Below are 26,971 nucleotides of genomic sequence, written 5' to 3' on the forward strand. Positions count from 1 at the left end.
CGCAGTCGTCAATGCATGACTATAACCGGCGATTCACACCATGCAGCGTGCGCGTTCGTGCGCCTTCGTGCGTGTTACCCCGTGCGCCCGGTGCGGAACACCGAAACCGCGGCATTGAGCCGGTGCGCTTCGTTTTCGAGCGACGAAGCCGCGGCCGTTGCCTGCTCAACGAGTGCCGCGTTCTGCTGGGTCACGAGGTCCATCTGGCCAACGGCGATGTTGACCTGATCGATGCCCGTGCTCTGCTCCGCCGCCGCCGATGCGATCTCGTTCATGATCGCGCTCACGCGCGCGATCGCCTCGACAATCTCGCTCATCGTCGAGCCCGAGCGCTCGACGAGGCCCGCGCCGGTTTCCACGCGCGACGTCGACGACTCGATCAGCTCCTTGATCTCCTTGGCCGCCGCGGCGCTGCGCTGCGCGAGCGAGCGCACTTCGCTCGCCACCACCGCGAAGCCGCGCCCTTCTTCGCCCGCGCGCGCCGCTTCCACGGCCGCGTTCAGCGCGAGAATGTTGGTCTGGAACGCAATGGCCTCGATCACGCCGACGATCTCGCCCACGCGCCGCGAGTCGCCCACGATGTCCTGCATCGTGCCGACCACCTCGCGCGAGAGCGCACCGCCCTGCGCGGCGAGACCGGAAGCGCCCTCGGCGAGCGTGCTGGCCTGGCGGGCGTTTTCGGCGGTCTGCTTGACGGTGGAGGTCAGTTCCTCGATGCTCGCAGCCGTTTGTTCGAGCGAGGCGGCCTGCTCCTCGGTGCGCTGCGAAAGATCCGTGTTGCCCGCGGCAATCTCGCTCACGCCCTTGTCGATCGACAGCGCGCCTTCGCGCACGCTGCTGACCGTCTTGATGAGCGCATCCTGCATCTGCCGCAATGCAGCCTGCAGGCGGCCCATTTCGTTGTTGCTCGTCGCCTCGACCGTGCCGCTCAGATCGCCCGCGGCGATACGCTGGAACTGCGCGATAGCGGCGTCGACGGGATGCACGATCGCGCGCATGAGCGCGGCGCGGCCAATCCATGCGAGCAGCAACGAGAGCACCATGCCCACGGCCACGGCGATGCTCACTGCATTGAAACGGTCCTGCGCTTCCTGGTAGCGCTGCGCGCCGAGGTCGATCTGGCGCTTCTCGAGCACGAGCATCGCCTTTTCGTAGCTGCCGTAGAGCGACGGCAGCTTGTGGCCCTGCATTTCCTGGAACGCGGTCTTGTCGCCGGCCTTGAGCGCCGCGAGCGCCGGTTCGACGCCGTCGTGCAGGAAGCTGTTGCGCTTGGCCTGCATGTCGGCGATGAGATCCTGCGCCTCGCCTTCGCCGCTCGCAATCGACAGATAGTGGTCAAGACGCTCGTTCGAGTTCTTCAGGTACTGGTCGTAGCGTTTGAGCACCGCGTCGGCGGCGTCGTGGTCGCCGAGTTCGGAAAGCGAGGCGTTGGTGGCGAGCGCGAGGCGCAGACGCAGCAGCTGGCCGGCGCTGCCTTCGAGGTCCGCGACGGCCGGCGTATCGACGGTGTACATCGTGCGCAGCGACTCGTTGCCCGCTCGCATCGACAGAAGTCCTGTGGCGGCCCCGCCAATCAGGACGATGCCGAAGAAGGCGATCATCAGCGTCAGGCTGGCGCGTATTGACAGCTTGTGAAGCATTCCTGGTCTCTCTCCGTGGGGCGCGCGGCTCTGGAGGCCACGCGTGTCCCAGTCGTTTTCATCGAATGTTCCGGCGCGCTTACCCAGTGCAGCCCGGTCGTGCGGGCTGTTTAAGCGTCCAGTACATAACAACGGCAGGAGAGGTTGCGAACTTTATGGTTCGCCGCAAAGAAGTACGACCGTTAGCAACACTTCGTATTACAGACCGAAATGTGGGATGCGCGCGAGTCAATGCGCATCACGCGCTGACCGCTTCCCCGCCCGCCTCGCCCTCGTCCATCGGCACGAGATAGCGCAGCACGTCGCGCCAGCTCACGATGCCCACGGGCCGGAATTCGGCATCGACGATAGGGATGCACGAAATCTTGTTGGCGAGAAAGAGGGCCACAGCTTCGGAAAGGCTCGACTCGGGCCGCAGCGTAAGCGGCTTGCGGCTCATGATCTGGTGCACGCGCTTGTTGAGCGTGCCGAGGTCGCGCGCGGATTCGACCACGCTGTCGATGAACGGGCTGATTGCGCGCAGCAGGTCACGGTCGGAGACGACGCCTTGCAGCTTGCCGTCTTCGACCACGAGCAGATGGTGAAAGCTCGCCTCCGTGAAGATCTCGCGCACCGTTGCGAGCGTCTCGTCGAAACCAATGGTGACGACACGGCTCGTCATGAATTTCTCTACTTGCATACCTTCCAGACCTGAGTGGGTTCGACGTCCCGAGCCGGTCTATGCCCTGCGCAATGGACTGCGGATTCCGGCGGCGGCTCGGGGCTTCAGCCCGTTATATCGACCGCGCGCGCGGAAATCTTCAGTCTGGAAAGCGGAGCGCCCCACTGGTTTCACGCGTTTGTCATGCTTCGAGCGCGAGCGTCGCGAAGGTGGCGAGCCAGTGCTCGCCCATATAGTCGCCGGCCACGTGGTCAAGCGCGCTGGCCAGATGCACTTGCGCGGCATCGTTGAGCACAGCAACGCGAGCGTCGCCGGCGGGCAGTGCGCGTGCGAGCGAGCGCTGGCACCACGCACGGCTCAGGTTGAGCCCGTCGAGGTGGGCGATCTTGCCGTCGCTGCGGTCGGTCACGGTGGCCGGCGTAAAGAGCGTGGCGGGTTCTTGCGCCGCGAGATTGGGCAAGAAGCGCGTAAACCACGGCTCAAATTGCGGCGCGCGCAGTACGCGGCTCATCAGCAAGGCCACGCTCAGTGCGGGCGAGAGGAATTCGTCGCCGCCCGGCTCCCACGCCTGGCAGCCCGCGTCGTTCGCGTGCCAGCGCGTAGCCGTGTCTTCAATCAGCGTCACCAGCGCCGGGCGCAACGTGGCCTTCGCGAAGTCATACGCGAGCGTGAGCGCGAACGCCGTATTGAAGTGCGTGCCCACGCGCAGCGGATACGTCGCTTTCGGCAGGAATTCCTCGAAGCGCTCGACGAACCACTCGGTGAGCGGCGCCAGCGCCGCCTTCCAGCGCGCGGCCTGCGGCAGTTTCAGCGCGTCGACCTGCGCCGCGAGCGCCAGCAGCCACGCCCAGCCATAAGGCCGCTCGAAGCCGCGGTTGTGCGCAAGCGTGAGGTAGGCCATTTCGCCCGCCATTTTCTCCGGCGTGAAGTGCTCGTCGACCACGGCGACGATCTGCGCCGCCTCGGGCAAGTCGGGAAAGCGCTCCAGCAGATGCAGCACGAGCCAGTAGCCGTGCACGCACGAATGCCAGTCGTAGCTGCCATAAAACACCGGGTGCAGCGCGCGCGGGCCCTGCACGTCCTGCGGGCCTTCGAGCGAGTGCGTCAGCTTGTTCGGATACTCGCGCGTGAGGTGGGCGAGCGCGAGCGAGGCGAACTTCGAGGCGTGGGCGGCGGTGAGGTGTGGGGTCATCGTGAACTCGTCAGAACCGGAAAACGAAGGCGTACATCAGCAGCGTGTTGACGACGAGAAGCAACACGGCGGTCGGCCATTGCGCCTTGATCACGCCGTTCTTGTCGCTCAATTCGAGCAGCGCTGCCGGGACGATGTTGAAGTTCGCGGCCATGGGCGTCATGAGTGTGCCGCAGAAGCCCGAGAGCATGCCGATCGCGCCGAGAATCGCGGGGTTGCCGTGGAACTGATGCACGATCAACGGCAGGCCGATGCCCGCGGTCATGACCGGAAAGGCCGCAAACGCATTGCCCATGATCATCGTGAAGAGGGCCATGCCGAAAGTGTAGGCGGCCACGACCGCGAACGCCGAGTTTTGCGGAATCCAGTTCGTGACGAGTTCGGACACCACGTGGCCCACGCCCGCCGCCGCGAACAGCGCGCCGAGCGCCGCGAGCATCTGCGGCAGGATGGCGGCCCAACCCACGGCGTCCATGGTGTGCCGTGCGCCCTTGAGCGCGTGCACGGGCGAATCGCGCAACATGACGAGCGCCGCGCCGAAGGCCACGAGCGTGGCGATTACGAGCGAGATCAGCGTGACGTTCTTCGCCTCGACGAAGGGCGCGTACTTGAGCGTGAGCGTGCCGACGAGCGTGATCACGGGAATCAGCAGCGCCGGAATGAAGAGCCGGCTGCCGAAGCGCTGTGCCCCTTGCTCGCGGCGCGTCTGGGCTGTGGCGTTGTCGTTGCCCGCGGGGCTGCGCCCCAGCTTGCCTGAACCCGCGATCAAGGCGAGCGCGATGGCGAGGCAGCCCATCACGAAATGCGGCAGCACGCCGCCGAACAGGAACGTCACGGCATAGACGCCCCAGAACACGAAGTTGACGACACGGCGCGGGTTTGCGCGGTCGAGCAGGTTGAAGAGGGCGAACGACGCGAACATCAGACCCGCGACGATATAAAGCGATTCGAGCTTGATCACGATGAGGCTCCCTGGCGGCTTGCTGCGCCCTGCGCGTTGGCCGCGCCGAGGCGCCGCGAGAGATTGTGATCGAGCAGCTTCAGGCGCACGCAGTGAATGAGGAGCGCCGCGAACGCGGTGGGAATCGCCCAGACCGAGACTTGCAGCGGCTGAACGATGATGCCGTTCTGCTCCAGAAAGCCCTTGATGAGCAGGATCGACTGAATGGCGATGAAGATGTCTTCACCGAAGAACACGGCGATGTTGTCCACAGCCGAGGCGTTGGCGCGGATCTGCTGGCGCACGGCGTCGGGTACGTCGCCGTAACGCTGCGTGGCGGCGCCTTCGGCCATGGGCGCGATGAGCGGGCGCACCATCTGCGCGTGGCCGCCCAGCGACGTGAGACCGAGTGCGGCCGTGATCTGGCGGATCACGAAGTAGAGCATCAGCACGCGGCCGGTGGTGGCGGCGTGCACGCGCGAAATGAGGTTTTTTGCCTGCTCGCGCAGGCCGTTGCGCTCGAGCAGCGCGATCACGGGCAACGTGAGCCAGACAAGGCCCATGTAGCGGTTATCGGCAAACGCCTTGCCGAAAGCGCTGACGATCTCGACCGTATGCAGGCCGCCCGCAAGCCCCGTTGCGATACCCGCCGCGGTCACGACGAGCAGCGCGTTCAGGCGCAATGCAAAACCGATCACCACGATCGGCACCCCTATCAGAACCAGCATCTCTCCTCCGCCTTATGTCTTTGCGCCGGACTCGTGGTGCCGGCCGCGCGGGCGCGCTTCCCCGTTGCGCCCGATTCAGGCCAGGAATCTATCACGACAATTTATCGACAAATAGTCGATAAAGTCTTTTTAAGGGAAGTCCCTGGGCCAAATGCGCTATCTGGAAGCGGATTGAGGCCGCCGCAGGGCGGCGTTGGTCCGGGGTGGGCGGACTAGGCGGTTAGTTGCATCTGCATATGATGGATCGGAGTGCCTGTGCGCGCCTCAGCGCGACCGCATGGGATGCGTCAGGTATCCAGATCGAAGGCGTGTTGACCGTTTGCCGCTTGCGGCGCGTCGTGGAACGACAACTCAAAGCCGATGCGCTCGCCGCTGCGCACCCGGCTGATGGCGTGCCGAAGGTTCACACGGTAGTAACCGCTACTTCCTTTGAATGGCCGCTGGGCCGTGGCGATGATCGCCGCGTCGCCCAGGCCAAGCGGAACGACTGTCGGGCGCGACTGCATGCGTGGGCGCTGCTCCGTCAACACCAGTTCGCCGCCCGTGAAGTCTTTCCCCGGCGCCGCGAGCAAGGCGACCACTTGCAGCGGAAAAACATGCTCTCCTTCGCTGCGCTGGTGCAGCGCCAGGTAGTCGTTGGTGCGTAGTTGATTCAAATGCGATTGCGACTGCGTTTGCCCTGCTCGCCGGTTGTGCTCGAGAAATTCAGTCAGTTCAATCGGAAATCGATAAGGCATGCCAAGGATCTCGTTCCAGCGATTCGCGAGAGGCGCTAGTTGACGATAGAAGTCCGCACGCCAATGCGCCCAAGGCTGCGGCAAAGCGGCGTCGAAATACAGCAGATCGCCACAACCGAGATCGAGTGAATCGAGCGACACGCGGCGCAAGGCGTTCGATGCGCTGGCCTCGCGCGCAAGCACACGGGCTTCGTCCGCGCCAATGAGTCGAGGCAGTACTGCATAGCCCTCGCTATCCAGTTGTGCGGCGATCGCACGCCAATCCATTGCGTCGATCATGTCAAAACCCCGGAAGCGTTGCCGTTCGCGGAACTTCGCGCGTAGCGGGAATCGCCTTCTCGTGTTCGAGCAGCCAACGCTTGCGATGTAGGCCCCATGCGTAGCCTTTCAACTCGCCGTTGCTGGCAATCACGCGATGGCACGGCACGACGATAGCGATGGGATTCGCGCCATTCGCCGCACCGATGTCGATTGCCGCGCGCGGGTCGTCGAATCCCAGCGCTTTCGCGAGCTTGCCGTAGCTCGTGGTCGTTCCAGCCGGAATGCGACGCAACGCGGCCCAGACCTTTTCTTCGAGGTCCGAACCCGCCATGACGACCGGGAGAGCATCGAGCGCACTCAATTCGCCGGAGAAATAGCGCGCCATGGCGTCGGCTATCGAAGACGGTGCGGCAGCGTCGATCAATTCGGCGCTCCCGTAGCGTTCGCGCAATCCCCGATGCAGGCGCGAGCGGTGATCGGAGAATTCGAGCGCGTGCAGCCGGTGCTGCGCATCGCTCACCAGCATGAGATCGCCAAGCGGCGACTCGATATGGCCAAGAAACAATTGCATGATGCGGTCCTTCGCGTTCTGCGCGCACTAACGTGAATCGTGAAAAATCAGGCCGACGGTATGACGCTTCCCACTGCGTACGACGCTCACGCCGTGGCGCATGGCGACCTTGCGCGTACCGCCGCGCCGGCTCGCCGCCGGCCGCTGGTTGACGGTGAACAGCACCGCGTCGCCCTGCTCAAGCGATATCACTTCCGCACATTGACCGTTCGATGCGCTCTGCGTCATCACGAACTCGCCGCCCTCGAAGTCAACGCCGGGCCGCGAGAGAAGCATCGCCATCTGCAGCGGAAACACATGCTCGCCGTAGAGATCCTGATGCAGACAGTTGTAGTCGCCAGGGCCATATTCGAGGATGAGCGGCGTCGGGCGCGTCTGCCCTGCGCGGTGGCATTGGTCGAGAAACGTGTCGAGGTCGGCCGGAAACCGTGTGTCGATCCCCAGTTGCTCGTTCCAGCGATTGGCAATAGGCGCGAGGTGCGGATAGATCGCCTGCCGCAACCGCTGCAACAACGACGGCAGTGGATACGCGAAGTACTTGTATTCCCCGCGCCCGAAATTGTGACGCGCCATGACGATGCGCGAGCGGAAGCCATCGTCGCTCGGGTATAGCGCGGCGAGTTGCGTGCACTGCACGGGCCTGAGCACACGGGGCAAAACGGCGTAGCCGCGCGCATCGAGCGATCGCTCGATCTCGACCCAATCGTAAGTGCCGGATTCCGGCTTGTCCGCCCTCATGGCTGCGGTTTTCATCGCTTCGTTTCCTCATGTCGCAACGGCTATTCTCGCCGACATCGTATACGGGCCTACGATACGCCGACACACCACGCGTTCCGATCCGAATGTTGCGCTCTAATTCCGCGCGCGCCGCCACGTGAATCGCGCTCGAACGTCACGGCAAGAAACGGGTATCTGCTCGGGTTGCTGCTCGATATCGTGCGTTTCAGGCGAAGCAATCCCGCTTCACCATGAATCGAAATCAGCAAGGAGTCGAACATGTCGATGCAAGAGGACAACAAGGCGATCGTTGGCCGCTGGTTCACGAGTTTCTGGGGCGAAACCTGCAACCTGGGTATCGTCGACGAACTGGCCGCGCCGGACATGCTGCTCAAGTATTCGCTGCACGAGCCGCGCCGCGGCCGCGAGGACATCAAGGCGTTCATGAGCGGCTTTCGCACGGCGTTCCCCAATCTGAACTTCTGGGGCGCAGCCGACCTCATCGCCGAAGGCGAGTTCGTGGTGGGTCAGTGGGAAGGCGGCGGCACGCATTCGGGCCCGGCGTTCGGGGACTTTCTCGCGGGAGCGTTGCCGGCGGCGAGCGGCCGCAAGATGCATTTCACCGGCACAACGGTGTTGCGCCTGAAGAACGGAAAGATCGTGGAAGAGATCGGACTGGACGACGGCGTAACGGCGCTTACGCAGCTCGGGCTCATCAAACGGGCGTGACTGCGCCGCTAACGGCGCGTACCTGGGCGGCTCATGCGCACTGCGTCACGACGTTGGAGTGCGCATCGAGCCACACGGGAATCGCATCGAGCTTCGCGCCTGCGCATGGACCTTCGATGCACTGCCCGTCTTCAAAGCGAAACAACGCACTGTGATGCGCGCACATGATCACTTGCGCGCGATACGTAGGCACACGGCCTGGCTCGTAGTCGAGCGGCACCGCGAAGTGCGGGCAGCGGTTCGCGTACGCCCACACTTCGCCGGCACGCCGCACGACGACGACCGGCCGCCCTGCCAGCGCGGCGTCGATCACGCGCGCGCCGCCATCGGGCACATCGTCGAGGCAACACAGGCTCACAGTCTGCATGACTCACACTCGTTGCTCAGGATTGCCAAGATTCCAGTCCCACGGGCGAATCTCGACACGTTCGAACAAACCCGCCAGCGTATAGGGATCGTCGCGCACGAAGCGCATCACGTCGTCGTATCCTTCCGCCTCGATCACGAGCAGCGTGCCGTTGAGCGCGTTGCAATGCGGCGCGAGCGTCGAACCGCCCAGCCTCACGAACACGCCACGCTGCGCGGCGGAGCGCAGATACGTGCGATGCCCCGCGCGCTCGCGCTCGCGCACTTCGCGCATGCCGGGCTTGTCGGTGGCGAATACCGCGTAGTAGCGCGTGTGCGGTCTCATGCGCGCTCCAGCACGAAGTCGTAGCGCGCCTCGCTAAAACCGCCCTCGAAGCCGAACTGCTGCGCGTCCGCGTCGCCCGCAGGGTGCTCGCGATAGTCGACGAGCAGCGAGGGCTTCACGCCGAACACGGCATCCGAGTCCAGATACGGGTCGTTCTGGTTGAACAGATGCGTCACGAGCGGGCTGTGGTCCGGCGCCGTAATCATGAAGTGCAGATGCGCGGGTCGCCACGGATGCCGCCCGGTGGCGTTGAGCATGCGGCCCACCGGACCGTCGGTCGGAATGGGGTAGCACACCGGCACGATGGTGCGGATCGCATAGCGGCCTTCGGCGTCGGTGCGATAACGGCCGCGCAGGTTGCCGTGCGGCTGCGCGGTGTCCTGCCCCGAGTACATGCCATTGTCCGCCGTTTGCCACACGTCGAGCAGCGCGTTCGCCACGGGCTTGCCGTCGGTCGTCAGCACGCGGCCATGCACGAGGGCCGGCGTGCCCGGGGTGAACGCCATGTTCTCGCCATAGGCGCGTTCGGGCATGCCTTCGATATAGAACGGGCCGAACACGGTCGTGTCGGTCGCGCCCGAGGCATAGCGGTGATTGATCGCGTCGACGAGCATCGAAACGCCAAGCGTGTCGGAAAGCAGGATGAATTCCTGGCGCACGACGTCGTCGCACATCTGGCCCGTTTCAGTTAGAAAGCGGATCGCGGCGAACCATTCCGCCTCCGTCGGCTCGACTTCGCGCACGTAAGCATGCAAATGCCGCACGAGGCTTTGCATCAGCGTGCGCAGGCGCGCGTCGGGTGTGTTCGCGAACCGGGCCACGACCTGTTCGGTCAAGGCGCGTTCGGCCTCGGTGCCATGCATCGACATGGTTGTCTCCTTTCCTCTGTTTTGTGCGCCACGCGCGCGGCGCGGCTAGCGTGGCGCCGCGCCTTCCCACGCCCGTTGCAGCAGCGCGCGGATCGCCTCGCGCTCCAGCGGACGCGGATTGGGATAGGCATTCGTGCAAGCGAGATCGGCCGCTTCGTCGAGGCCCGCTTCGGGCATGCCGATTTCCTTGAGCGACAGTGCGATGCCAAGCGATTCGTTCAACGCGTAGAGCCGCGGCCCGGCTTCGTCCGCATGCACGCCGCCGAGCGCGCGCGCCACGCGCTCGAGCGCCTGTGGCGCAGCCGCGTGGTTGTAGTGCGCCGTATGCGGCAGCATGACCGCATGCGTTTGCGCGTGCGGCAGATTGAACGTGCCGCCGAGCGTGTGGCAGAGCTTGTGATGCAGCGCCATGCCCACCGCGCCGAGGCAACTGCCCGCGAGCCACGCGCCGTAGAGCGCGCGGCTGCGCATCGGCGCGTCATCCGGGTGGCGCACGACAACCGGCAGCGCTTCGCCCAGCGCGCGAATCGATTCTTCGGCCATCAAGCTGATCACGGGGTTCGCGTCCTGGGCATAGAGCGCTTCTACCGCATGCGCCATGGCGTTCACGCCCGACGCCGCCGAAATGCCGGCGGGCAGCGAGACCGTGAGCGACGGGTCGTAGATCACCGTGCGCGGCAGCACGCGCAGATCGCGCCCGGTCTTTTTCAGGCGCCCTTCGGTGAGGCCGTAGATGGGTGTCATCTCCGAGCCCGCATAGGTGGTGGGCACAGCGACGATCGGCAGCGACGATTCGAGCGCGATGGCCTTGCCAAGGCCGATGGTCGAGCCGCCGCCCACGGCCACGCAGCACTGCGCGTCCAGCGCCGCCGCCTGTTCGCGTGCGGCCCGCGCGACTTCCACCGGCACGTGCATGACCGCTTGCGCGTGGATGCCGGCGGCGCGCTCACCGAGCAGGCGCGCGACTTCTTCCGCGAGCGGACGCTGCTCGGGCGTAGAGAGGATCAACGCGCGGCGCGCGCCGAGCCGGTCCACTTCCTCGGGCAAGCGCGCGAGGTTGCCCCAGCCGAACACCACGCGCGACGGCAAGCCCTGATAAACGAAGCGATCCATACGTGCCTCAACGCTTGAAGTGCGGGGGCACCTGCGCGTCCACGTTGACCCACACCGAGCGGGCCTCCGTGTAGTCGTGCATCGCCTCGAAGCCCATTTCGCGGCCGTAGCCCGATTGACCGACGCCGCCGAACGGGCTGCCCGGATTCACGCGCTTGTAGCAGTTCACCCAGCACATGCCCGCGTGAATCTTGCCCGCCATGCTGTGCGCGCGCGACAGGTCGCGCGTCCACAGGCCGCTGCCAAGCCCGTACTCGGTCCCGTTCGCAATGGCGAGCGCCTCTTCGTCGGACTTGAAGCGCAGCACGGTCACGAACGGGCCGAACACCTCTTCCTGTGCGATCCGATCGTCCGGCGTCTTCGCCTCGATCACCGTGGGGCGCACGTAGTAGCCGTTGGCGAGCGCGGGGTCCTGCGGCGAGGTGCCGCCCGTGAGCACGCGCCCGCCCTGCTCGCGCGCCACGTCCACGAATGCCTTCACACGCTCCAGGTGTTGCAGCGAGGTGAGCGGCCCCATTTCTGTTTCGGAATCCAAAGGATTGCCGACACGAATCGAGGCAGCGAGCGCGACGAAGCGTTCGAGAAATTCGTCGGCGATGCGCTCGTGCAGCACCAGACGCGAACCGGCGATGCACGCCTGGCCCTGGTTGTGGAAGATCGCCCAGGCCGCGCCGTTGATGGCGGCGTCGAGATTGGCGTCGTCGAACACGATATTGGCGCCCTTGCCGCCGAGTTCGAGTTGCACGCGCTTCAGGTTCCCCTTCGAGGCCTCCACAATGCGCCGCCCCGTAGCCGTCGACCCGGTGAAGGCGATCTTGCCCACGCCCTCATGCTCCGCGAGCCGCTGCCCGGCCGTATGGCCATAGCCCGGCACAATGTTGACGACACCCGCGGGAAAGCCGACTTCCGCCATCAGTTCGACAATGCGCAGCGTGGAAAGCGGCGTGATTTCCGAGGGCTTCAGCACGACAGTGTTGCCGGCCGCGAGCGCCGGGCCCATCTTCCAGCTCGTGAACATGAGCGGAAAATTCCACGGCACGATTTGCCCCACCACGCCAATGGGCGCGCGCTGCACGTAGTTGAGAAAGCCTGTTTCAACGGGAATGACCGAGCCCTGGAGCTTGTCGGCCATGCCGCCGAAATAGCGGAAGCACGCCGCCGTGCGCGGAACGTCGAGCGCGCGCGAATCGCGAATCGGGTGCCCCGTATCGAGCGATTCCAGTTGCGCAAGCTCTTCACCGTTCGCTTCGATGGCGTCGGCCAGACGCAGCAGCAGCCGGCCGCGCTCGGCGGCGGGCATCGCGGCCCACTGAGGGAAAGCGCGCGTGGCGGCGGCGACGGCCAGGTCGATATCGGCGGCAGTCGCGGCGGCGATCTTCGTGATCAACGAGCCGTCGTGCGGGTTGAGCACGTCGATCGTGCCACCTTCAGCGGCGTCAACGAAACGGCCGTCGATGAACAATTGCGTTTGCATGAGTCAATCCTCGATTAATGCTTAGGCATGCTGCATAACTGCAAGACTCGATCAGAAGTCGACCGGATACGGCTTGAGATCGCCGCTCTCGTAGCGCTTGGGCAGGTCCGCGGTCGCGTTCTCCCACACGAGCAGCATCGAGCGCTTGGTCGAATAGCCCTGATGGCGGATATCGGCGGGCATGGCGCAGATGTCGCCCGCGCGCATGGTGATACGGGCGCGCGGCGCGCCGGTGTTCTTGTCGCCGATGTCCCAGACGATTTCGTCGGAAAGCTGCAGGAACCATTCCACGCGGTCGTTGCCGTGGAAAACCGGCAGGATGTACTCCTCCGTGGTCGGGCAGAACAGGCTCTGCCCGCACACCGAAGTGACCGAGGGGTTCCACGTCACGTCCGAGCGCGAGAGGTACTTGAAGAGGTTGAACGCGTGCAACTCGCCTTCGAAGCCGGGCTCGGCGTGCACTTCGGGGTTGTCCTGAGGCACGTCGGCGAAGGCGCGGTTCACCGGCAGGTCGTCGCGCAGCGGCGAGTCGCCTTCGAGGCCCGGCATGCGGCGCGTGGCAATGCGCGTGCGCTCGATTGCGGCGTCGTTCTCGCCATGCTTGCGGCCGAATGCGGTGCCGGTTTCCTCGGGCGCGGCGAACGGGTCGAAGCCTTCGTTGGTCCAGTCGTGCAGGATCGCCTTGAAGGTCGCCATGATGGTGGGCGTTTCGAAGGTCTCGATATAGTCCACGCCGGCTTCCTTCATGATGCCGTTGAACGAACCGGCGTAGACGTCCACCTTGCCGTAGTGATTGCGCGTGCCGAACACGTGATCGAAATTCACCCAGCCGTAGAAGAAGCCCCAGGCCACGTCCCGCATCATCGCGCGCAGGAAGGCGTCGGCGGGAATGGCGTGCGTGCGGGTCTGCCCTTTCGCGGGCCACAGGACTTTCACGAAGTATTCGTCGCGTGTGAATTCGAACGCGCCAAGCGTATAGCGGCGATAGCCGGTCACGGCGTCGGGCTCGCTCGCGCGTACGGTGTCGGCGGCAAAACCTGCGGAGTGGTCGAGGGTTTCGAGGGTGGCCATTTGTGTCTCCAGTCGTCTCTAGTGATGGGTTGGCGCGTGTTTCAGTGCAGGCAGATATCTGCCCACTTTTGCACGGACAGTTGACCGACCATGGTCTGCACGAGCGCCACGCCAGCCTTCTGCGCGCTGAAGCGATACGCGCAACCCGCCGGCAGCAGCGCCTGGTGTCCGCGGCGCAGCACCACGTGGCCCATCTTGCGGCCTGCGGGTTGCTCGCCCGCGTCGACCGTGCCCGTAGCGCCCTTGGGCGGCGTATCGAGCTTGATGAAGTCGATGCGCACTTCGCCATCCATCAGAATCACGAACTCGTCGTGTGCGCAGGCGAACCAGCGCGACTGCCCTTCCGTGCGCAGGACCTCGATCACGTATTCGAGGTTCTTGCCGACTACGACCTTTTCAAAGGGCGCCGAGTTTGCAGCGACTTCGAAGACGTTCGAGAAAACATAGTGGCGGGCGTCGCCGCTCGTGATTTCGATCTCGCCCTTGCGGTACTGCTCGAGCGAGGCGAAGAGGGTGTGGAACGACGAATCGGTCATGGCTGTCTCCTGTTTTGGAAGGTGTCGTTGGAAACAACTTTAGGAGCGCTGCACGGCGGCCACAACCGGCGGCCAGGCGACTACGGCATTCGCGTTTCGCAAATAATCGCGGCAGGCAAATCCAGCGGCCCACCGCGAGCGCTAGCGCACCCAGCCGCGCTCGATCAGCGGCACGTCCCACGCGGGCTCGGGGCCCAGATATTCGGCGAGAAACTCCACGAGCGCCTTCACTTTCAGGGCCTGGCGCTGCGTGGAGGGATACACGGCGGCGAAGCTCAACGCCGAGAGGTGGTAGTCGGTGAGGATCGGCACGAGCGAGCCGTTCAGGAGCGCCTCGCTCGCCACGAGCGTAGGCAGGCACACCACGCCGCCGCCCGTGAGCGCGTAGTCGCGCAGCAAATGCACCGAGTTCGAGCGGATCATGCCGGGCAATTCCATCTCCACGACTTCGTCGCCGCGCGTCATCGTCCAGCGGTTGCGCGAGGGATAACCCGAATAGAGCGCCGTGGTGTGCTGCAGCAATTCGCGGGGATGCTGCGGCGCGCCATGCTCCTCCACATAAGCGGGCGTGGCGCAGAAGAGCCGCCGCACGGAAAAGAGCCGCCGCTCGATCAGCGAATCGGAAATAGGCGGGAAGATCTGGAAGGCGACGTCGAAGCCTTCTTCGATGGGATCGACCACGCGGTCATTGACGATCACATCGAGCTGAATGCCGGGATAGCGGCGATTGAACTCGGCAAGCGGCGCGCCGAAATGGCCCAGCGCGAAGCCCGGCAGTATCTGGATGCGCAGCCTGCCCGTTGGCGTGGCGCGCAGTTCGCGCATCTGGTCGGTCAGCTCGTTCACTCGCCCCACCACCTCGGCGCATTCACGATAAAACGCCTCCCCGACTTCGGAGAGGCGCACGTGCCGCGTGCTGCGATGAAAGAGCGGTGCGTTGACGAACTTCTCCAGTTGCTGGATGCGGTTCGTCACGACCGAACTGGTAACCCCGAGTTGCCGGGCCGCTTCCGCAAAACTGCTCGTTTCCGCGACGCGCACAAAAGCCTCGATGCTCAGGAATCGATCCATGCTCCTCTCTTCTTTATGGGTTCGCGCCCTCCCAGTATAGGGCCCGCTTCCCGTCGTTCATGCCGCTGCTTCGCGAGCGGCATGGCAAGAGAGGGGGACGGCGCGCCAGCCCTACTCGGCCTGCCCCGCCGCGGGCAATGGCGCGGCAGCGGCAACGGGCTCGCTGCGGCGCAGCTTCGCGGGCGCGGTTTCCTTGAGCAGCAGGCTCACCAGGACACCGAGCAGAACAGCGCCAATGGGCAACCACAAAATGTTCTGGATACCGAAATGCGCCGCAACGAATCCCGCAAGCGCAGGCGCCACGCCGCCGCCGAAGATTTCGCCCGCGCCCACCACGAGGCCGATCGAAGTCGACACCATGCCGGCCGGCGCGGCTTCGGTGGCAACGGGTCCCGAGAGCAGCGAAACGAGGCCCAGCGTGAAAAAGGAAGCGGCGAACAGCACCGCGAAGAGTTCGAGCGGCTGTGCACCGAGACCACGGAACACGATCAGCATGACAGCGGTGCCCACGAAGCCGAGAATGCTCGCCACTCGCCGGCCCAGCAGATCCGAAAGACCAGGCAAGCCGAACTGTCCGACGAAACCGCCAAAGCCGATCGCCGAGGCCACGATGCCCATGCGCTGCGTGTCGAGCGAAAGATACTGCGTGAGGTAGAGCGGCAGCATGGCGCCGAGCACGAACACGCCCGTCATGGCGCAGAAGAGCGCGACCATCGCCACGGGAATGTTGCGGCTGCGGATCACGTCGCGCCAGTGGCCGCGTTCGGCCTTTGCCGCGTGCGCGCCTGCGTCAGGCGACGAGGCGCCTTGCGGTTCCCGGATCATGCGATACATCAGCAGGCCGAGAATGAGGCCCGGCACCGAGACGAGCGCGAACACCCAGCGCCAGCTCATCACGCCCAGCAGCTGCGTGGCAATGATCGGCGCAAGCGCAAGCCCGAACAGCGCGAAGCCGCTTTGCTGGAGCCCGAGATTGAAGCCGCGGCGCTTCGGGTGCGAGGCATCGGCCGTGGCGGCGAAGCTCGTTGGGCAAAACGAGCCTTCGGCCACGCCCATCAGTGCGCGCACGGCAAGGAGGCTGGCAAAACCGCCTGCGATGCCGGAGAAGCCCGAAAGCAGCGAGAACGCGATGATCGCCGGAATCAGCACCTTGCGCCGCCCGACCTTGTCGGACAGGCCGCCCATGACTGCCGCGAACACGCCCCACGAAAGGCCGAGTATGCCGATGCAGTTGCCGACATCCTGCGCATTGAGGTTGAGGTCTTTCATGATGGACGGGAACAGCGGCGCGATCAGCCAGCGGTCGAGGCCCACGAGGCCAAAGCCCAGCGCCAGCAGCGTCACGGCCTTCCATTCGTAGGCCGTATCCCATGTGTTCGGTTTCATCTCTGTCTCCTTGGGCCGGCCGGATGCCGCGCCACACGCTCATGTTCGAAAACGGTGTGCGACGCGAGGTGTCACGCTGCAGGCTTGCAGGACGCCATCGACATCGACGCCGCCAAGATAGTCGCAAGCGAGGCGTAATCAGTACCGGATAACGCCCGAATACGTCATTTGCGAATCGCGAACAATCGGGCACGCAAGGCCGGCGGCCAAGGCTGAAGGGAGGCTGCGACAGGAACGCGCCACGCGTGGTAGCGCGGCGCGCCCACCCCAGGAGAAGTACGGGTAGACGCTCGCGCCTGCGCCGGGCGGTATGCCGGTGCAGACGCTCAATATGTTTAAGGCATAGCCGCGCTCACGCCTTGCGCAAGTGCTCGGTATGCATGTCGCTCAAGCGGTTGAGCAGGATGCCGTAGCCGGTCAGGTGCCCGAGATAGACGCTCGTGAACACGCCCGTGGCGGGCAGCGCTTCGACAAGCGCATGCAGTTCCTCGCGCGTCAGCGGCTCCACCAGAAGACCCGGGCGTTCCACCCGAAGGTCGGCCTGTGAAGCCAGTTGCCGGTGGACGTCCACGAGGCGCGCGAGGCCGCGCCGGTACGCGTCCTTCCATTGCGCGTCGAGCGCCTCGTATTGCGCGTTGAACGTGTCGAGCGTTTCGAGAAAGCCGACGATCGAATCGAATAGCTCGTGGTAGCACGAGAACAGCGGCAGGCGATCGCGGTTGCGCTTCAGATGCGGCGACACCCACGACTGCTCCAGGTCCGACTTGAGCAGATCGTGCGCCTGCTTCAGATTGCTGCTCGACACCCGCAGTGCGGCCGTCGCCGATTTCAGCTTTGCACGGTCCAGCGTTTTCGTTGCGACCTCGGTGAGCAATGCTTCGGCCTGCGCGTTGCCGTCGTTGACGAGCGTATTCGCCCAGAAGCCGTGATCGGGCGGAAACGCAATCTGCTGGATGATGAAGCCAAGCAGCATGCCGAGCACTACGCCGATCAAACGCTGCTCCAGCAACGGTATGTGCTCGCCCGTGTACAGCACGAGCGTCATGGGCACGGTAACGCTCGTCATCTGGAACACCGAAGGCCGGATGCGCACGATCGTGAAGATCACGAGCGGCAGCAGGATCACCCCGAGCCACAAATCCGGCGCGGTCAGCCAGATCAGCAGCGTGCCGATCGGCATTGCCACGAGGTTCGACATCACGCGCTTGTAGAAGTAGCCGCGCGCCGCCGAGATGGAACTGCCGAGCGCGAGCGTGAGCATGGCCGAACCCGAGAGCGCGACCGCCGCTTCGGGATATCCGCACGCGTACGGAACGCCGAAGCCGATCCACATGCCGAGCGTGAGCTTCGTGTATTTCGCGAGTTCGGAGAGGGAAAAGCGGGCGAGCGCACGGCGAAACGGCGTGAGCGGTTTGTGGGCGTAGGAGATCGAAGCCATGGATGCCAGCGGTCGTTTCAGGCGGAGTGCCAATGTTAACGCGATTGACGCGAGTGTTCCGGCACTCAGTGCATCGACCGATCAATCCGGATTATTTTGCCGCCCGGATTTTCTTTCCGATTTGTCAGATAAAAGATCACCGCCTTGCGCGGATGGCCGCCGCAAAAGGCTCTGCGGGCCGCCGTGCGCAAGGCGCATTCCTTCCGAATTATTTCCCATTTCTTTCGAGTTTTTTTCATTTACCGTCATGTCCAACGGATGAAGTTCGCATTACGAACCCGCTTTTGCGAACGTCTCCGCATCCCTCAAGCACTGGGGTCTGCCCATGACGACAACAACGAAGGTCTCCATTTGCCTGCCGACGTACAACCGGCCTGAACTGCTCGTTCGCTGCATTGAATCGTGCCTCATGCAAACGCACGCGAACATCGAGATCGTGATCGGCGACGACTCGAGCGACGACCGCACGGCGCAACTGGTCGCCTCGCGTTACGGCAACGACCCGCGCATCGCCTACCGTCGCAACGTGCCCGCGCTCGGCCAGGCGCCCAACGTGGCCAGCCTCTTCGAGCGCGCGAGCGGAGACAAGATCCTCCTGATCCACGACGACGACTACCTGCTCGTGCACTGCATCGAGAAGCTGCTTGCGCAGTGGGAGCGTTACCCGGACCTCGAAGTCGCGTTCGGCGATCAATACGAAACCGATCATGACGGGCGCATCATGCACGCGGCCAGCGAGCGCATGAATAACGCGTATCACCGTACGGCCAGCGCGGCGGGCCTGCAAAACCCGCCGGGCCGCGTGGGCATCGTGCAGATGTTCCCCAACAACGGCTGGCTCGCGAATGCGGCACTCGTCAAGCGCATCGGCTACGACGACCGCTACGGCACCTGCTGCGATTACGTGTTCGGCACGCAGCTTTGTCTCGCCGCAAAACGTGTGTGCTACGTGAACGAATACGTCTCGTGCTATCGCATCACCGATGTTTCGGTTTCCCAGGCAACACGCACGAGCATCAATGCGTCGTCGATCTCGGCGTGGCGCTTTCTCAACGGCCTCGCGCTGCCGCGCGAACTCGAACCGGCCCGCAAGCTCGCCATGCGCCGGCTCGTGCCGATCGTGGTCTCGCTGCTCGCGCGCAATCGCGAAGCGCGCGCCGGGCTGCAGCTCGCGCTCGGCAATCTCTACGCGTACCGCTTCGGCTTCAGCCCGCGCCTTTACTACCATCTGCTGATGATCTGGAAGGCCACGCGGCGGCCCGGCACTGAGTCTGTCGCCCTGTTGGCCATCAAGGACGAGCCAGGCGTGGATACTTCCCGAACGCGCATGCCGTAACGCGCGTTTCACGCTGTGAACAGCGGCCGCAGATCGGCGACGTTCGCGACGTGCTCCAGCGCGTTGATCCGCTCGATCAGTTGCGCGGCTTTTTGCTGGCCGAGCACCGGCTCCATGAGATCGCGCGCCTTCTCGTTCACCTGCGCGACGCTCAGTGGGTTCTCTTTCGTGCCGGGCGGAAAGCGCGTGTAGTGGCTCACGGTGCGCCCGTCCGTCAACGTCACTTCGACGATGCCGCCGCGCGGCGCGGCCGGGTCGCTCAGCTTCGGGTCCGCAACGACACTCACCTTCGCGCGCTGCGCCAGGATCTGCGGGTCGCGCATGAGCGCGGCGTCGTGGCTGTCCGCGAACGACACCGCGCCCTTCACGAGCGCCAGCGCCACCATGTGCTGGCAGTTGACGTCGGGCATCGCGCTGTCGCCGACAATGCCGATGGCGTCGGGCGGCACCTTCACCGCCACCGTACGCACGTTGTCCGGCGTGAGCTGATATTGCCGCCGCAGCGTGAGCAAAGCATCGAGCGGGGATTGAATCGGATAGCCCACCGAATACGTCTTGATCGCCGTTTCGGTCACGAAGAAGCGGCTGCCGAGCTGGTCGATCATCGCCTGGGGCTGCGGCTTCGTGGAAAGCGCAATGAACAGATTGTGCGTGCCGTCGAGCACGTCGGCCACGCCGGTCATGCCCGACTGCACCATGGTCGCCGCCATCACGCCATTGCGCGCGCCCATGCCCGCGAAATCGAACGCCTTTTCAATGTGATCGCGGTCCTTCACCCAACTCCACAGCCCTGAAACCTGTTGCGCCGCGTAAGAGATCGCGTAGCGCGTCTGGCGTTCGTCGAGCCGCGCAAGAGCCGCGGCCGCGCCAAGCGCGCCGAACGTCGAGGCCGTGCCTTCCGCACTGCGATGTGTCGCGCGCACGAGGTCCGGGTCGAGCGCCATGAGAAGCCGGCATGCGGTGTCGTAGCCCAGCGCGACGGCGCGCACGAACGCCGCGCCCGATGCGCCCTGTGCTTCGCCTAGCGCGAGCGCGGCGGGCACCGTGGAGCAGCCGGGGTGCGCCTTCGTGACGGGCTCGAAGTCGTCGGTCTCGTCGGAGTGCGCGCACATGGCGTTGGCGAGCGCGGCGTTCACGGTGCTCGTGCGCAGGTCCGAGCCAACGACCGAAGCCTGGGGTGCACCGCCAAGCGAACGGACGTATTGCGTCGCCAGCATGCCGGGTCGCATGCGGGAACCCGACACCATCGCGCCGATGGTATCGAGTATGTGGTTCTTGCATTCGATCAGCACGGCGTCGGGTAACGGCTTGTCGCGCGCGGCGACGATGTAGCGCGCGAGTTGCGCGGTGATGCCGGTGTCGTCGGGCGACGACGAAGGCGATACGTCGGCGGCAAATGCGTGCTTTGCGCCGAGGACAGGCAGCATGCTGCACGCCGCGGCGCACTGAAGCATGCGGCGGCGCGAGGGCGAAGGCGTTATTGGCATCTTTATCCGTTCGGAATCGGTATTGATATCGTTCTGCTAGCTGCGGCTCATGCAGTAATGGCGCCCGCGTCGAAACGATAGGCCATGAGCGCGGCCAGCCCGCGCCGTCCGTCTATCGAAGCCGCAGCGCTCGTGAAGCCGTGCTTCGCGAGCAAGGCCGCTTCGATGGCGTCGGCGGCCGCTTTGCCGGTCTCCAGCGCGCCCATGGCTTCGCCCACGTTGCGTGCAAGCCCCGCGGCCTGCGTGGCGGCAACGCCGAGCGCGTGGCGCGTGCGCAGCGCGTCGAGCCCGAGAAGACGCGCTGCCGCGAGCGTCGCCCCCACGATCCCGAGCGACGCGGCCACGTTCCAGCGCGCACGAAACGCTTCGTCGTCCACGGCGCCCCCCAGCCGCGCCGAAGCGCGCGTGCCGACCGCCACGGCAGCGGCGATGTCCTCATCGGCGGCCTCGAGAGACTCGCCCAGCGCAAGCGCTGCCGCAATGACGGGCGTGGCGGTCGAACCGGCATCCAGCGGAGCGAGCGCAGCGCCGAGCTGCCACGCGCGCGCGCGCGCATCGGTGGCCTGGCCAAGCATTTCGCTCAGCGGACTGGCATCGCGGGGCTGCGCGGCGCAGCGGCGCGCGTTGGCCACGGCGCTGCGCGCGGCCTCGAGTTCGCGCGCGCCGGGCTTCGCGGCGGCAAGCGACACGAATGCGTCGGAAACGGCGGAGTGAGCGGCGGGGTTATGCATGAACCAGATCCTTGTTAGGCGTGCACAGGGCGAAGAACGCATCGAGACCGGCTGCGCGCTCCACGTTCTCAACGGCAGCGGCAATACGATCCGCCGCGCCTGCGCCAAGTCGCGGGTCGATCAGCAAGCGCACCTTGTCGCGCAGTTCCTCGTCAGTCAGGGGTCGCGCGAGACTGCCGCGCGCGTGCTCGACGTGATGCGCGACAACGCTGCCGTCATGAAGCCGCGCCTCGATATACACCTCGTCGCGGTTCACGGCGGCGTCGGGCACAAGCGTTGTTTTCGCGCGCAGCGTCTTCACGTCGTCGCGCGTCACGCGGCTGTCCTCGTACTGCGCGAGCCCCACCTGGCCGTCGCACAGCGCGGCGGCCACGCCATGGATCGCGCTGAAGCGCGCCTGCAGGCCGTCATGCGGCTGCGGATTGCCCATCAGCTCGGGCACGAGCGGATGGCAGCGCAACACGATCGCGTCGACTGAAGCGGCATCCGCAATGCGGCCCGCAATCGCAAGGCCCGCGTCGATGGCCGGATGCGCGACGATCCCGCACGGATAGGGCTTATAGGTGTTGAACAGCAGTTCCCAGCGCTCGCCGAACTCGCCATTCATGCGCTCGAAGTCCACCTTCGTCGAGAGCGATCGCGCGTAGCCTCCCGGCGCTTCGAAAATATCCGCAGCCGCCTGCTGTCCGTACTTCGCGAGTCTTGCTGCGTCGATACCGTTGGCAGCCGCTTTGCCGGGATGAAATGGCTTGGTCATGGTGCCGAAAGCTTCGCGCTGCCCGATGAACATCGAGGCTGCAATCGATACAGCCTCCTTAAGTTTGGCTTCGTCTAGCCCGAGCAATAGCGCCGCTGTGACCGCGCAGCCAATCACGCCGCACGTGCCCGTGATATGCCAGCCCCGGTCGTAGTGCTCCGGCGAGATTGCCACGCCCACACGTAATTGCGCCTCGCATCCCAGCGCGAAAGCCGTGAGCGCCTGCGCGCCGGTGGGCCGCGTTTGCGGCGCGAGCGCGGTGAGCACCGCGAGCGTGGACGCGGCGGGGTGGATGACGGTGGCGAGATGCGTATCGTCGAAATCGTCCAGATGACCGGCGAAGCCGTTCGCCAGCGCGGCGAAATGCACGTCGGTGCGCTCGGTACGGCCCAGCACGCCCGCCTCGCGCGCAGCGCCCAGATCGCGCGCAGCGGCGAGTATCGCCTCCACGCCCGGATGCATACACGCGCCTATTGTTGTGCCCACAACGTTGATGAACGAACGCTTCGCTTCCTTCAAAACGCCGGCGGGCAACGGACGTTGTGCCAGTGCATACAAGCCCTGCGCGAACGCCGCGGCGATGGAACCCCTCATTGCGACAACTCCTCTAGACGTACACCGTTGGTTTTCGGACCCCACACGCCAACCGCCACGACGATCACGACCATGGCCGACGAAATCAGCAGGAACACGGCGGGCACGCCGTAGTGCTTGAGCAGCGCCGCCACCCAGAAGCCAACGAAGATCGAACTCACGCGACTCCAGCTGAAGACGAAGCCCACGGCGCGCGCGCGGATGCGCGTGGGATACAGCTCGGCCTGATAGGTGTGGAAAATGCCGATGAGCCAGTTGTTCGCGATCGTGACCGCGCTGCCGAAAAGCAGGATCGGCACCGGGTCGCGCGCCTGGCCGAACATCACGCCCGCCACGGCAACGACGATGGCGCAGCCGACCAGCTGCCACTTGCGCTGAAAGCGCTCCGCGCACGCCATGGCGCCAATGGCGCCAAGCGGCGTCGTAATGGCGATCACCATGGTGTAGAGCAGCGAATGCGTGATCGTGATGCCCTTCGAATACAACAGCACCGGCACCCACGCGCCGAAGCCGTACACGCCGAAGGTCTGGCAGAAGTTGAAGAGCGAGAGCATCACCGTGCGCTTGAAGTAGCGTCCCTGCCACATCTCGATCCACGCGCCGCGTGCCTGCAGTTGGCTCGCGTCCGGGCCATCGGGCGGTTCGGCGAGCGGCTTGCCGGTTTCGGCGACCACCTTGCGCTCGATCTCGTCGACGATCTGGCGCGCCTCGCTCACGCGCCCTTTGCTCTCCAGCCAGCGCGGCGACTCCGGCAAGCCGTGGCGTATGAACCAGATAAACACGGCGCCGGCCGCGCCGATGATCATCACCCAGCGCCAGCCTTCCATGCCGAGGAAGGTGCGCGGCACGAGCACATAGGAAATCACGGCGACCACGGGCACCGAAGTGAGAATGACGAGGATGCTGAACGCCGTGTAGCGCCCGCGCGCGTCGCGCGGCGTGAGTTCGGAGATGTAAGTGTCGACAGTGATGAGCTGCATGCCGATGCCCACGCCCGCCACGAAGCGCCAGGCGTCCATGCCCAGCGGCGAATGCTGGAAGGCGGCGATGAAGCTCGCCACGGAGTACGTCAGCATGGCAAACGTGAACACCACGCGCCGGCCAAAGCGGTCGGTAATCCCGCCCAGCGCCACGGTGCCGACGAACATGCCCGCGAAGAACGACCCGAGGAAGCTGGCGAAGCCGTTCACGTCGAAGAGACCGGCGGTGGTGGCACGGTACAGCCCACTGTGGATCAGGCCCAGCGAGATATAGGCCGCCATGAACATCTCGTAGAACTCGAACCAGCCGCCCACCGCGATGCGGGCAACGAGCCCGCGAAAATACCGCGTGGGCGGCAGCCGGTCGAGCCGCGCCGAGACGCTCGCCTCGACGTGCGTTGACCCGGCAATCTCAGTTCCCATGTACATGGCGTCTCCTTGCCTGACGGGTAGCCGATCGGACTTTGTTTTAGTGTCGACAGTACGAAGCAGTATATGGCGATATTTCGCGATTCACCGAGATATTCCCGCCTTAGTGTATACACTTAAGTACGTGACCAGTGACTTCGAGAGCGAAGCCGACTCGGGATTTGTTACAATTGGCGGCGCTGCGGCCGGTCGCGGCGCCTCGGGGGAAAGCGCATGGATGAAGATGTCGACGTAATGGCCGCCCCGGAAACGGGCGACCCGTCGAGCGTGGCCGAGATCGTCGACTGGGTGGCGCGCGGCATCATCGAGGGCCGGCTGCGTCCCGGCGACGACCTGAATTCAGTCGATCTCGCCAAACGCTTCGGCGTGAGCCGCACGCCGGTGCGCGAAGCGCTTTTCGCGCTCACGCGTGAGGGACTCGTCGACTGGTCGCCGCGCCGCCGCCCGCGCGTGGCCGCCATGCAGCTCAAAGAAGTGCGCGAAATCTATGCGCTGCGCGCCCTGCTCTACGGCCAGGTGTCGCTCGCGATCGTCGAGCACGCCACGGACGAGGACATCGCGGCGCTCTGGCGCGCACATGGCAAGCTGGCCGAAGTCGCGGCCAAGGGCGACGTGGACGGCTACTTCTGGGCGAACGTCGCGTTTCGCGACGAGGAACTGCGCGTGAGCCGCAACGGCATCTTCAAGGAGGTGCTGGACTCCATGCGCATGCGCACGAACCGCCTGCGCCACCTGAGCACGTCGCTGCCGGGGCGTTTGCAGCGGTCGTGCACCGACCACCAGCGGCTGTGCGAGGCCTACGCCGAGCGCGACGGCGTGCTGGCCGCCGCGCTGAACCGCTCGATCGTGATGGGCGCACTGCATGCGATCGAAGCCGCGTGGGACAGCCTGCGCTGAGCACGCACCCTCGCTACGCCCCTTTTTTATTTACGCGGATGCCGCGTCGAACGGGGCCTGCCGCCCTACCCGCCAGGCTTGCCGAAAGGCCAGGGATACAACATACTTGACGATTCGACCGAATTCCCTCCGCATTCTCGTTCTACCGGGTTCTTTCTGATCATGAGCACAATTCTTGAAAGCCTTCCGACCGGCCAAAAGGTCGGTATCGCCTTCTCCGGCGGCCTCGACACCAGCGCCGCGCTGCACTGGATGAAGCTCAAGGGCGCCGTGCCTTACGCCTATACGGCGAACCTGGGCCAGCCCGACGAAGACGACTACGATTCGATCCCGCGCCGCGCGACCGAATACGGCGCCGCCGGCGCACGCCTGATCGACTGCCGCGCGCAGCTCGTGGCGGAAGGCATCGCCGCCCTGCAATGCGGCGCGTTCCACATCTCGACGGCCGGCGTCACGTACTTCAATACGACCCCGATCGGCCGCGCCGTGACGGGCACGATGCTCGTGGCCGCGATGAAGGAAGACGGCGTCAACATCTGGGGCGACGGTTCGACCTACAAGGGCAACGACATCGAGCGCTTCTACCGCTATGGCCTGCTCGTCAATCCGGACCTGAAGATCTACAAGCCGTGGCTCGACCAGCAGTTCATCGACGAACTCGGCGGCCGCTCGGAAATGTCCGAGTTCATGCGCCAGTCGGGCTTCGAGTACAAGATGTCGGCCGAAAAGGCTTACTCGACCGACTCGAACCTGCTCGGCGCCACGCACGAAGCGAAGGACCTCGAGAGCCTCGAAAGCGGCATCAAGATCGTGAACCCGATCATGGGCGTGGCGTTCTGGCGCGACGACGTCAAGATCGACCGCGAAGAAGTGACGATCCGCTTCGAAGAAGGCCAGCCGGTCGCGCTGAACGGCCAGACTTTCCCGAACGCCGTGGAACTGCTGCTCGAAGCGAACCGCATCGGCGGCCGTCATGGTCTGGGCATGAGCGACCAGATCGAGAACCGCATCATCGAGGCAAAGAGCCGCGGCATCTATGAAGCCCCGGGTCTGGCGCTGCTCTACATCGCGTACGAGCGCCTCGTGACGGGCATCCACAACGAAGACACCATCGAGCAGTACCGCGAGAACGGCCGCCGTCTGGGCCGCCTGCTGTACCAGGGCCGCTGGTTCGACCCGCAAGCCATCATGCTGCGTGAAACGGCCCAGCACTGGGTGGCGCGCGCCATCACCGGCGAAGTGAAGATCGAACTGCGCCGCGGCAACGACTACTCGATCCTCAGCACGAAGTCGGACAACCTCACGTATCAGCCGGAGCGTCTGTCGATGGAGAAGGTCGCCTCGACGTTCTCGCCGCGCGACCGTATCGGCCAGCTCACGATGCGCAACCTCGACATCACCGACACGCGCGAGAAGCTGCGTGTGTACTCGAAGGTCGGCCTGCTCGCGCCGGGTGCGGCTTATACGCTGCCGCAACTGAACGACGAGAAGAAGTAAGGCGTCGTCGCTTGATGAAGAAAGGGAAGGCACTGCGCCTTCCCTTTTTTTATGGCTTCGCGGGGTGGTATCTGGCGATCGAGTTACCCACAGATTGTGGTGACAAAGCAGCTCCACGTCACAACGGCTAGCGCCACCTCGCCATGAAACCGTCGCCGGACGAGTTGCCCCTCTACCAACGCGCCACGATTCAGCATGAACGCCATCCCCTGGTGATAGGGCTAGACATCAAACGGCTTACTCTTCCGGTCCGCCAGCACCGGGGCAGCGAAAAGCGAACAGGTCAGTATTCGCACGCCCTCCAGCAGTTGTGGCCGGGCAGCATCCTTGAGGTCAATCATCAGCAGCGAGCGGAATGCAGGAAGAGCGCCGCGAGCTTGCAGCGATGCTCCCCGATGTAGCCCTCGATGCCGGCCGCAATCCGCTGCCACGTAGTAT

Annotated in this window: 27 protein-coding genes; 5 read left to right on the forward strand and 22 right to left on the reverse strand. The window is 64.9% G+C overall.

Annotated elements, in window-relative coordinates:
* Positions 1–74 precede the first annotated feature (74 nt).
* The 8 genes from U5A58_RS03870 to U5A58_RS03905 all read right to left on the reverse strand — a co-directional run bounded on the left by U5A58_RS03870 (position 75) and on the right by U5A58_RS03905 (position 7,483).
* Positions 75–1,640, reverse strand: a complete 1,566-nt coding sequence (locus tag U5A58_RS03870; RefSeq protein ID WP_321908137.1) for a methyl-accepting chemotaxis protein — start codon at positions 1,638–1,640, stop codon at positions 75–77.
* Between the two features lie 238 nt (positions 1,641–1,878).
* A complete protein-coding gene (locus U5A58_RS03875) occupies positions 1,879–2,319 on the reverse strand; it encodes a CBS domain-containing protein (protein WP_321960364.1) in 441 nt (146 codons plus the stop codon).
* A 163-nt stretch (positions 2,320–2,482) separates the two neighbouring features.
* Positions 2,483–3,493, reverse strand: a complete 1,011-nt coding sequence (locus tag U5A58_RS03880) for a DUF2891 domain-containing protein (RefSeq protein WP_321960365.1) — start codon at positions 3,491–3,493, stop codon at positions 2,483–2,485.
* A 10-nt stretch (positions 3,494–3,503) separates the two neighbouring features.
* Positions 3,504–4,454: a DUF979 domain-containing protein gene (locus tag U5A58_RS03885; protein ID WP_321960366.1), complete on the reverse strand. Its 951-nt coding sequence runs from the start codon at positions 4,452–4,454 to the stop codon at positions 3,504–3,506.
* Positions 4,451–5,161: a DUF969 domain-containing protein gene (locus tag U5A58_RS03890; protein ID WP_321960367.1), complete on the reverse strand. Its 711-nt coding sequence runs from the start codon at positions 5,159–5,161 to the stop codon at positions 4,451–4,453. The genes U5A58_RS03885 and U5A58_RS03890 overlap by 4 nt, the downstream gene beginning before the upstream one ends.
* Before the next feature lie 287 nt (positions 5,162–5,448).
* Positions 5,449–6,039, reverse strand: coding sequence for a 2OG-Fe(II) oxygenase (locus U5A58_RS03895; protein WP_321960623.1), 591 nt, complete (start codon positions 6,037–6,039; stop codon positions 5,449–5,451).
* Between the two features lie 139 nt (positions 6,040–6,178).
* Positions 6,179–6,730, reverse strand: coding sequence for a methylated-DNA--[protein]-cysteine S-methyltransferase (locus U5A58_RS03900; protein WP_321960368.1), 552 nt, complete (start codon positions 6,728–6,730; stop codon positions 6,179–6,181).
* Positions 6,731–6,757: 27 nt separating this feature from the next.
* The gene (locus U5A58_RS03905; RefSeq protein ID WP_321960369.1) at positions 6,758–7,483 is read right to left on the reverse strand and encodes a 2OG-Fe(II) oxygenase; all 726 of its coding nucleotides are present in this window, start codon (positions 7,481–7,483) and stop codon (positions 6,758–6,760) included.
* 243 nt (positions 7,484–7,726) lie between these two features.
* Between U5A58_RS03905 and U5A58_RS03910 the strand changes: the two genes are divergently transcribed.
* Positions 7,727–8,176 (forward strand): ester cyclase, encoded by a 450-nt coding sequence (locus U5A58_RS03910; RefSeq protein WP_321960370.1) that lies wholly within the window; start codon positions 7,727–7,729, stop codon positions 8,174–8,176.
* Between the two features lie 31 nt (positions 8,177–8,207).
* Here U5A58_RS03910 and U5A58_RS03915 read toward each other — a convergent pair whose 3' ends face one another.
* From U5A58_RS03915 to U5A58_RS03960, 10 genes are all read right to left on the reverse strand, one after another.
* Complete coding sequence (locus U5A58_RS03915) at positions 8,208–8,543, reverse strand: Rieske (2Fe-2S) protein (RefSeq protein ID WP_321960371.1); 336 nt, start codon at positions 8,541–8,543, stop codon at positions 8,208–8,210.
* A gap of 3 nt (positions 8,544–8,546) precedes the next feature.
* Entirely contained in the window at positions 8,547–8,867 is a 321-nt protein-coding gene (locus tag U5A58_RS03920; protein WP_321908149.1) for a YciI family protein, read from the reverse strand.
* Positions 8,864–9,736, reverse strand: coding sequence for an intradiol ring-cleavage dioxygenase (locus tag U5A58_RS03925; RefSeq protein ID WP_321960372.1), 873 nt, complete (start codon positions 9,734–9,736; stop codon positions 8,864–8,866). The genes U5A58_RS03920 and U5A58_RS03925 overlap by 4 nt, the downstream gene beginning before the upstream one ends.
* Positions 9,737–9,781: 45 nt before the next feature.
* Positions 9,782–10,849 carry a maleylacetate reductase gene (locus U5A58_RS03930; RefSeq protein WP_321960373.1) on the reverse strand — a complete coding sequence of 356 codons (1,068 nt, stop codon included), beginning with the start codon at positions 10,847–10,849 and terminating at the stop codon, positions 9,782–9,784.
* A 7-nt stretch (positions 10,850–10,856) separates the two neighbouring features.
* Positions 10,857–12,323 (reverse strand): aldehyde dehydrogenase family protein, encoded by a 1,467-nt coding sequence (locus U5A58_RS03935; RefSeq protein WP_321960374.1) that lies wholly within the window; start codon positions 12,321–12,323, stop codon positions 10,857–10,859.
* 51 nt (positions 12,324–12,374) lie between these two features.
* Positions 12,375–13,394 (reverse strand): hydroxyquinol 1,2-dioxygenase, encoded by a 1,020-nt coding sequence (locus U5A58_RS03940; protein WP_321934627.1) that lies wholly within the window; start codon positions 13,392–13,394, stop codon positions 12,375–12,377.
* 41 nt (positions 13,395–13,435) lie between these two features.
* Complete coding sequence (locus tag U5A58_RS03945; RefSeq protein WP_321960375.1) at positions 13,436–13,930, reverse strand: hydroxyquinol 1,2-dioxygenase; 495 nt, start codon at positions 13,928–13,930, stop codon at positions 13,436–13,438.
* A 141-nt stretch (positions 13,931–14,071) separates the two neighbouring features.
* Positions 14,072–15,001, reverse strand: a complete 930-nt coding sequence (locus U5A58_RS03950; RefSeq protein WP_028204520.1) for a LysR family transcriptional regulator — start codon at positions 14,999–15,001, stop codon at positions 14,072–14,074.
* A 111-nt stretch (positions 15,002–15,112) separates the two neighbouring features.
* Positions 15,113–16,387 carry an MFS transporter gene (locus U5A58_RS03955; RefSeq protein ID WP_321960376.1) on the reverse strand — a complete coding sequence of 425 codons (1,275 nt, stop codon included), beginning with the start codon at positions 16,385–16,387 and terminating at the stop codon, positions 15,113–15,115.
* 352 nt (positions 16,388–16,739) lie between these two features.
* Positions 16,740–17,825, reverse strand: a complete 1,086-nt coding sequence (locus U5A58_RS03960) for an FUSC family protein (RefSeq protein ID WP_321960377.1) — start codon at positions 17,823–17,825, stop codon at positions 16,740–16,742.
* Here U5A58_RS03960 and U5A58_RS03965 point away from each other — a divergent pair.
* On the forward strand, positions 17,824–18,087 hold the full coding sequence (locus tag U5A58_RS03965) for a hypothetical protein (protein WP_321960378.1): 264 nt from the start codon (positions 17,824–17,826) through the stop codon (positions 18,085–18,087). The two genes, U5A58_RS03960 and U5A58_RS03965, sit on opposite strands and share 2 nt — an antisense overlap.
* A 63-nt stretch (positions 18,088–18,150) precedes the next feature.
* Positions 18,151–19,161 carry a glycosyltransferase family 2 protein gene (locus U5A58_RS03970; RefSeq protein ID WP_321960379.1) on the forward strand — a complete coding sequence of 337 codons (1,011 nt, stop codon included), beginning with the start codon at positions 18,151–18,153 and terminating at the stop codon, positions 19,159–19,161.
* Between the two features lie 8 nt (positions 19,162–19,169).
* Here U5A58_RS03970 and U5A58_RS03975 read toward each other — a convergent pair whose 3' ends face one another.
* The 4 genes from U5A58_RS03975 to U5A58_RS03990 all read right to left on the reverse strand — a co-directional run bounded on the left by U5A58_RS03975 (position 19,170) and on the right by U5A58_RS03990 (position 24,139).
* Positions 19,170–20,588: an MmgE/PrpD family protein gene (locus U5A58_RS03975; RefSeq protein ID WP_321960380.1), complete on the reverse strand. Its 1,419-nt coding sequence runs from the start codon at positions 20,586–20,588 to the stop codon at positions 19,170–19,172.
* A gap of 107 nt (positions 20,589–20,695) precedes the next feature.
* Positions 20,696–21,379 (reverse strand): MmgE/PrpD family protein, encoded by a 684-nt coding sequence (locus U5A58_RS03980; RefSeq protein WP_321960381.1) that lies wholly within the window; start codon positions 21,377–21,379, stop codon positions 20,696–20,698.
* On the reverse strand, positions 21,372–22,730 hold the full coding sequence (locus U5A58_RS03985; protein WP_321960382.1) for an MmgE/PrpD family protein: 1,359 nt from the start codon (positions 22,728–22,730) through the stop codon (positions 21,372–21,374). Before U5A58_RS03985 ends, U5A58_RS03980 begins: the two co-directional genes overlap by 8 nt.
* Complete coding sequence (locus U5A58_RS03990; RefSeq protein ID WP_321960383.1) at positions 22,727–24,139, reverse strand: MFS transporter; 1,413 nt, start codon at positions 24,137–24,139, stop codon at positions 22,727–22,729. The genes U5A58_RS03985 and U5A58_RS03990 overlap by 4 nt, the downstream gene beginning before the upstream one ends.
* Before the next feature lie 213 nt (positions 24,140–24,352).
* Here U5A58_RS03990 and U5A58_RS03995 point away from each other — a divergent pair, with 213 nt between their 5' ends.
* Positions 24,353–25,036 carry a GntR family transcriptional regulator gene (locus U5A58_RS03995; protein ID WP_321934621.1) on the forward strand — a complete coding sequence of 228 codons (684 nt, stop codon included), beginning with the start codon at positions 24,353–24,355 and terminating at the stop codon, positions 25,034–25,036.
* A gap of 162 nt (positions 25,037–25,198) precedes the next feature.
* Positions 25,199–26,533, forward strand: coding sequence for an argininosuccinate synthase (gene argG / locus U5A58_RS04000; RefSeq protein ID WP_110383903.1), 1,335 nt, complete (start codon positions 25,199–25,201; stop codon positions 26,531–26,533).
* Positions 26,534–26,971: the final 438 nt, after the last annotated feature.

Origin of the sequence: Paraburkholderia sp. J7, from assembly GCF_905220155.1 — a bacterium.
In the GTDB taxonomy this organism is placed as follows: Bacteria; Pseudomonadota; Gammaproteobacteria; order Burkholderiales; family Burkholderiaceae; genus Paraburkholderia.

What these genes read in the sequence shown, in the direction of transcription:
- U5A58_RS03925 (WP_321960372.1), bottom strand. Translation starts at nt 9,736, where the DNA reads ATGTCGATGCATGGCACCGAGGCCGAACGCGCCTTGACCGAACAGGTC.
- U5A58_RS03905 (WP_321960369.1), bottom strand. Translation starts at nt 7,483, where the DNA reads ATGAAAACCGCAGCCATGAGGGCGGACAAGCCGGAATCCGGCACTTAC.
- U5A58_RS03945 (WP_321960375.1), bottom strand. Translation starts at nt 13,930, where the DNA reads ATGACCGATTCGTCGTTCCACACCCTCTTCGCCTCGCTCGAGCAGTAC.
- U5A58_RS03995 (WP_321934621.1), top strand. Translation starts at nt 24,353, where the DNA reads ATGGATGAAGATGTCGACGTAATGGCCGCCCCGGAAACGGGCGACCCG.
- U5A58_RS03920 (WP_321908149.1), bottom strand. Translation starts at nt 8,867, where the DNA reads ATGAGACCGCACACGCGCTACTACGCGGTATTCGCCACCGACAAGCCC.
- U5A58_RS03935 (WP_321960374.1), bottom strand. Translation starts at nt 12,323, where the DNA reads ATGCAAACGCAATTGTTCATCGACGGCCGTTTCGTTGACGCCGCTGAA.
- U5A58_RS03985 (WP_321960382.1), bottom strand. Translation starts at nt 22,730, where the DNA reads ATGAGGGGTTCCATCGCCGCGGCGTTCGCGCAGGGCTTGTATGCACTG.
- U5A58_RS03970 (WP_321960379.1), top strand. Translation starts at nt 18,151, where the DNA reads ATGACGACAACAACGAAGGTCTCCATTTGCCTGCCGACGTACAACCGG.
- U5A58_RS03930 (WP_321960373.1), bottom strand. Translation starts at nt 10,849, where the DNA reads ATGGATCGCTTCGTTTATCAGGGCTTGCCGTCGCGCGTGGTGTTCGGC.
- U5A58_RS03875 (WP_321960364.1), bottom strand. Translation starts at nt 2,319, where the DNA reads ATGCAAGTAGAGAAATTCATGACGAGCCGTGTCGTCACCATTGGTTTC.
- U5A58_RS03955 (WP_321960376.1), bottom strand. Translation starts at nt 16,387, where the DNA reads ATGAAACCGAACACATGGGATACGGCCTACGAATGGAAGGCCGTGACG.
- U5A58_RS03980 (WP_321960381.1), bottom strand. Translation starts at nt 21,379, where the DNA reads ATGCATAACCCCGCCGCTCACTCCGCCGTTTCCGACGCATTCGTGTCG.
- U5A58_RS03870 (WP_321908137.1), bottom strand. Translation starts at nt 1,640, where the DNA reads ATGCTTCACAAGCTGTCAATACGCGCCAGCCTGACGCTGATGATCGCC.
- U5A58_RS03910 (WP_321960370.1), top strand. Translation starts at nt 7,727, where the DNA reads ATGTCGATGCAAGAGGACAACAAGGCGATCGTTGGCCGCTGGTTCACG.
- U5A58_RS03890 (WP_321960367.1), bottom strand. Translation starts at nt 5,161, where the DNA reads ATGCTGGTTCTGATAGGGGTGCCGATCGTGGTGATCGGTTTTGCATTG.
- U5A58_RS03880 (WP_321960365.1), bottom strand. Translation starts at nt 3,493, where the DNA reads ATGACCCCACACCTCACCGCCGCCCACGCCTCGAAGTTCGCCTCGCTC.
- U5A58_RS03975 (WP_321960380.1), bottom strand. Translation starts at nt 20,588, where the DNA reads ATGCTGCCTGTCCTCGGCGCAAAGCACGCATTTGCCGCCGACGTATCG.
- U5A58_RS03940 (WP_321934627.1), bottom strand. Translation starts at nt 13,394, where the DNA reads ATGGCCACCCTCGAAACCCTCGACCACTCCGCAGGTTTTGCCGCCGAC.
- argG (WP_110383903.1), top strand. Translation starts at nt 25,199, where the DNA reads ATGAGCACAATTCTTGAAAGCCTTCCGACCGGCCAAAAGGTCGGTATC.
- U5A58_RS03960 (WP_321960377.1), bottom strand. Translation starts at nt 17,825, where the DNA reads ATGGCTTCGATCTCCTACGCCCACAAACCGCTCACGCCGTTTCGCCGT.
- U5A58_RS03900 (WP_321960368.1), bottom strand. Translation starts at nt 6,730, where the DNA reads ATGCAATTGTTTCTTGGCCATATCGAGTCGCCGCTTGGCGATCTCATG.
- U5A58_RS03950 (WP_028204520.1), bottom strand. Translation starts at nt 15,001, where the DNA reads ATGGATCGATTCCTGAGCATCGAGGCTTTTGTGCGCGTCGCGGAAACG.
- U5A58_RS03990 (WP_321960383.1), bottom strand. Translation starts at nt 24,139, where the DNA reads ATGTACATGGGAACTGAGATTGCCGGGTCAACGCACGTCGAGGCGAGC.
- U5A58_RS03965 (WP_321960378.1), top strand. Translation starts at nt 17,824, where the DNA reads ATGGATGCCAGCGGTCGTTTCAGGCGGAGTGCCAATGTTAACGCGATT.
- U5A58_RS03915 (WP_321960371.1), bottom strand. Translation starts at nt 8,543, where the DNA reads ATGCAGACTGTGAGCCTGTGTTGCCTCGACGATGTGCCCGATGGCGGC.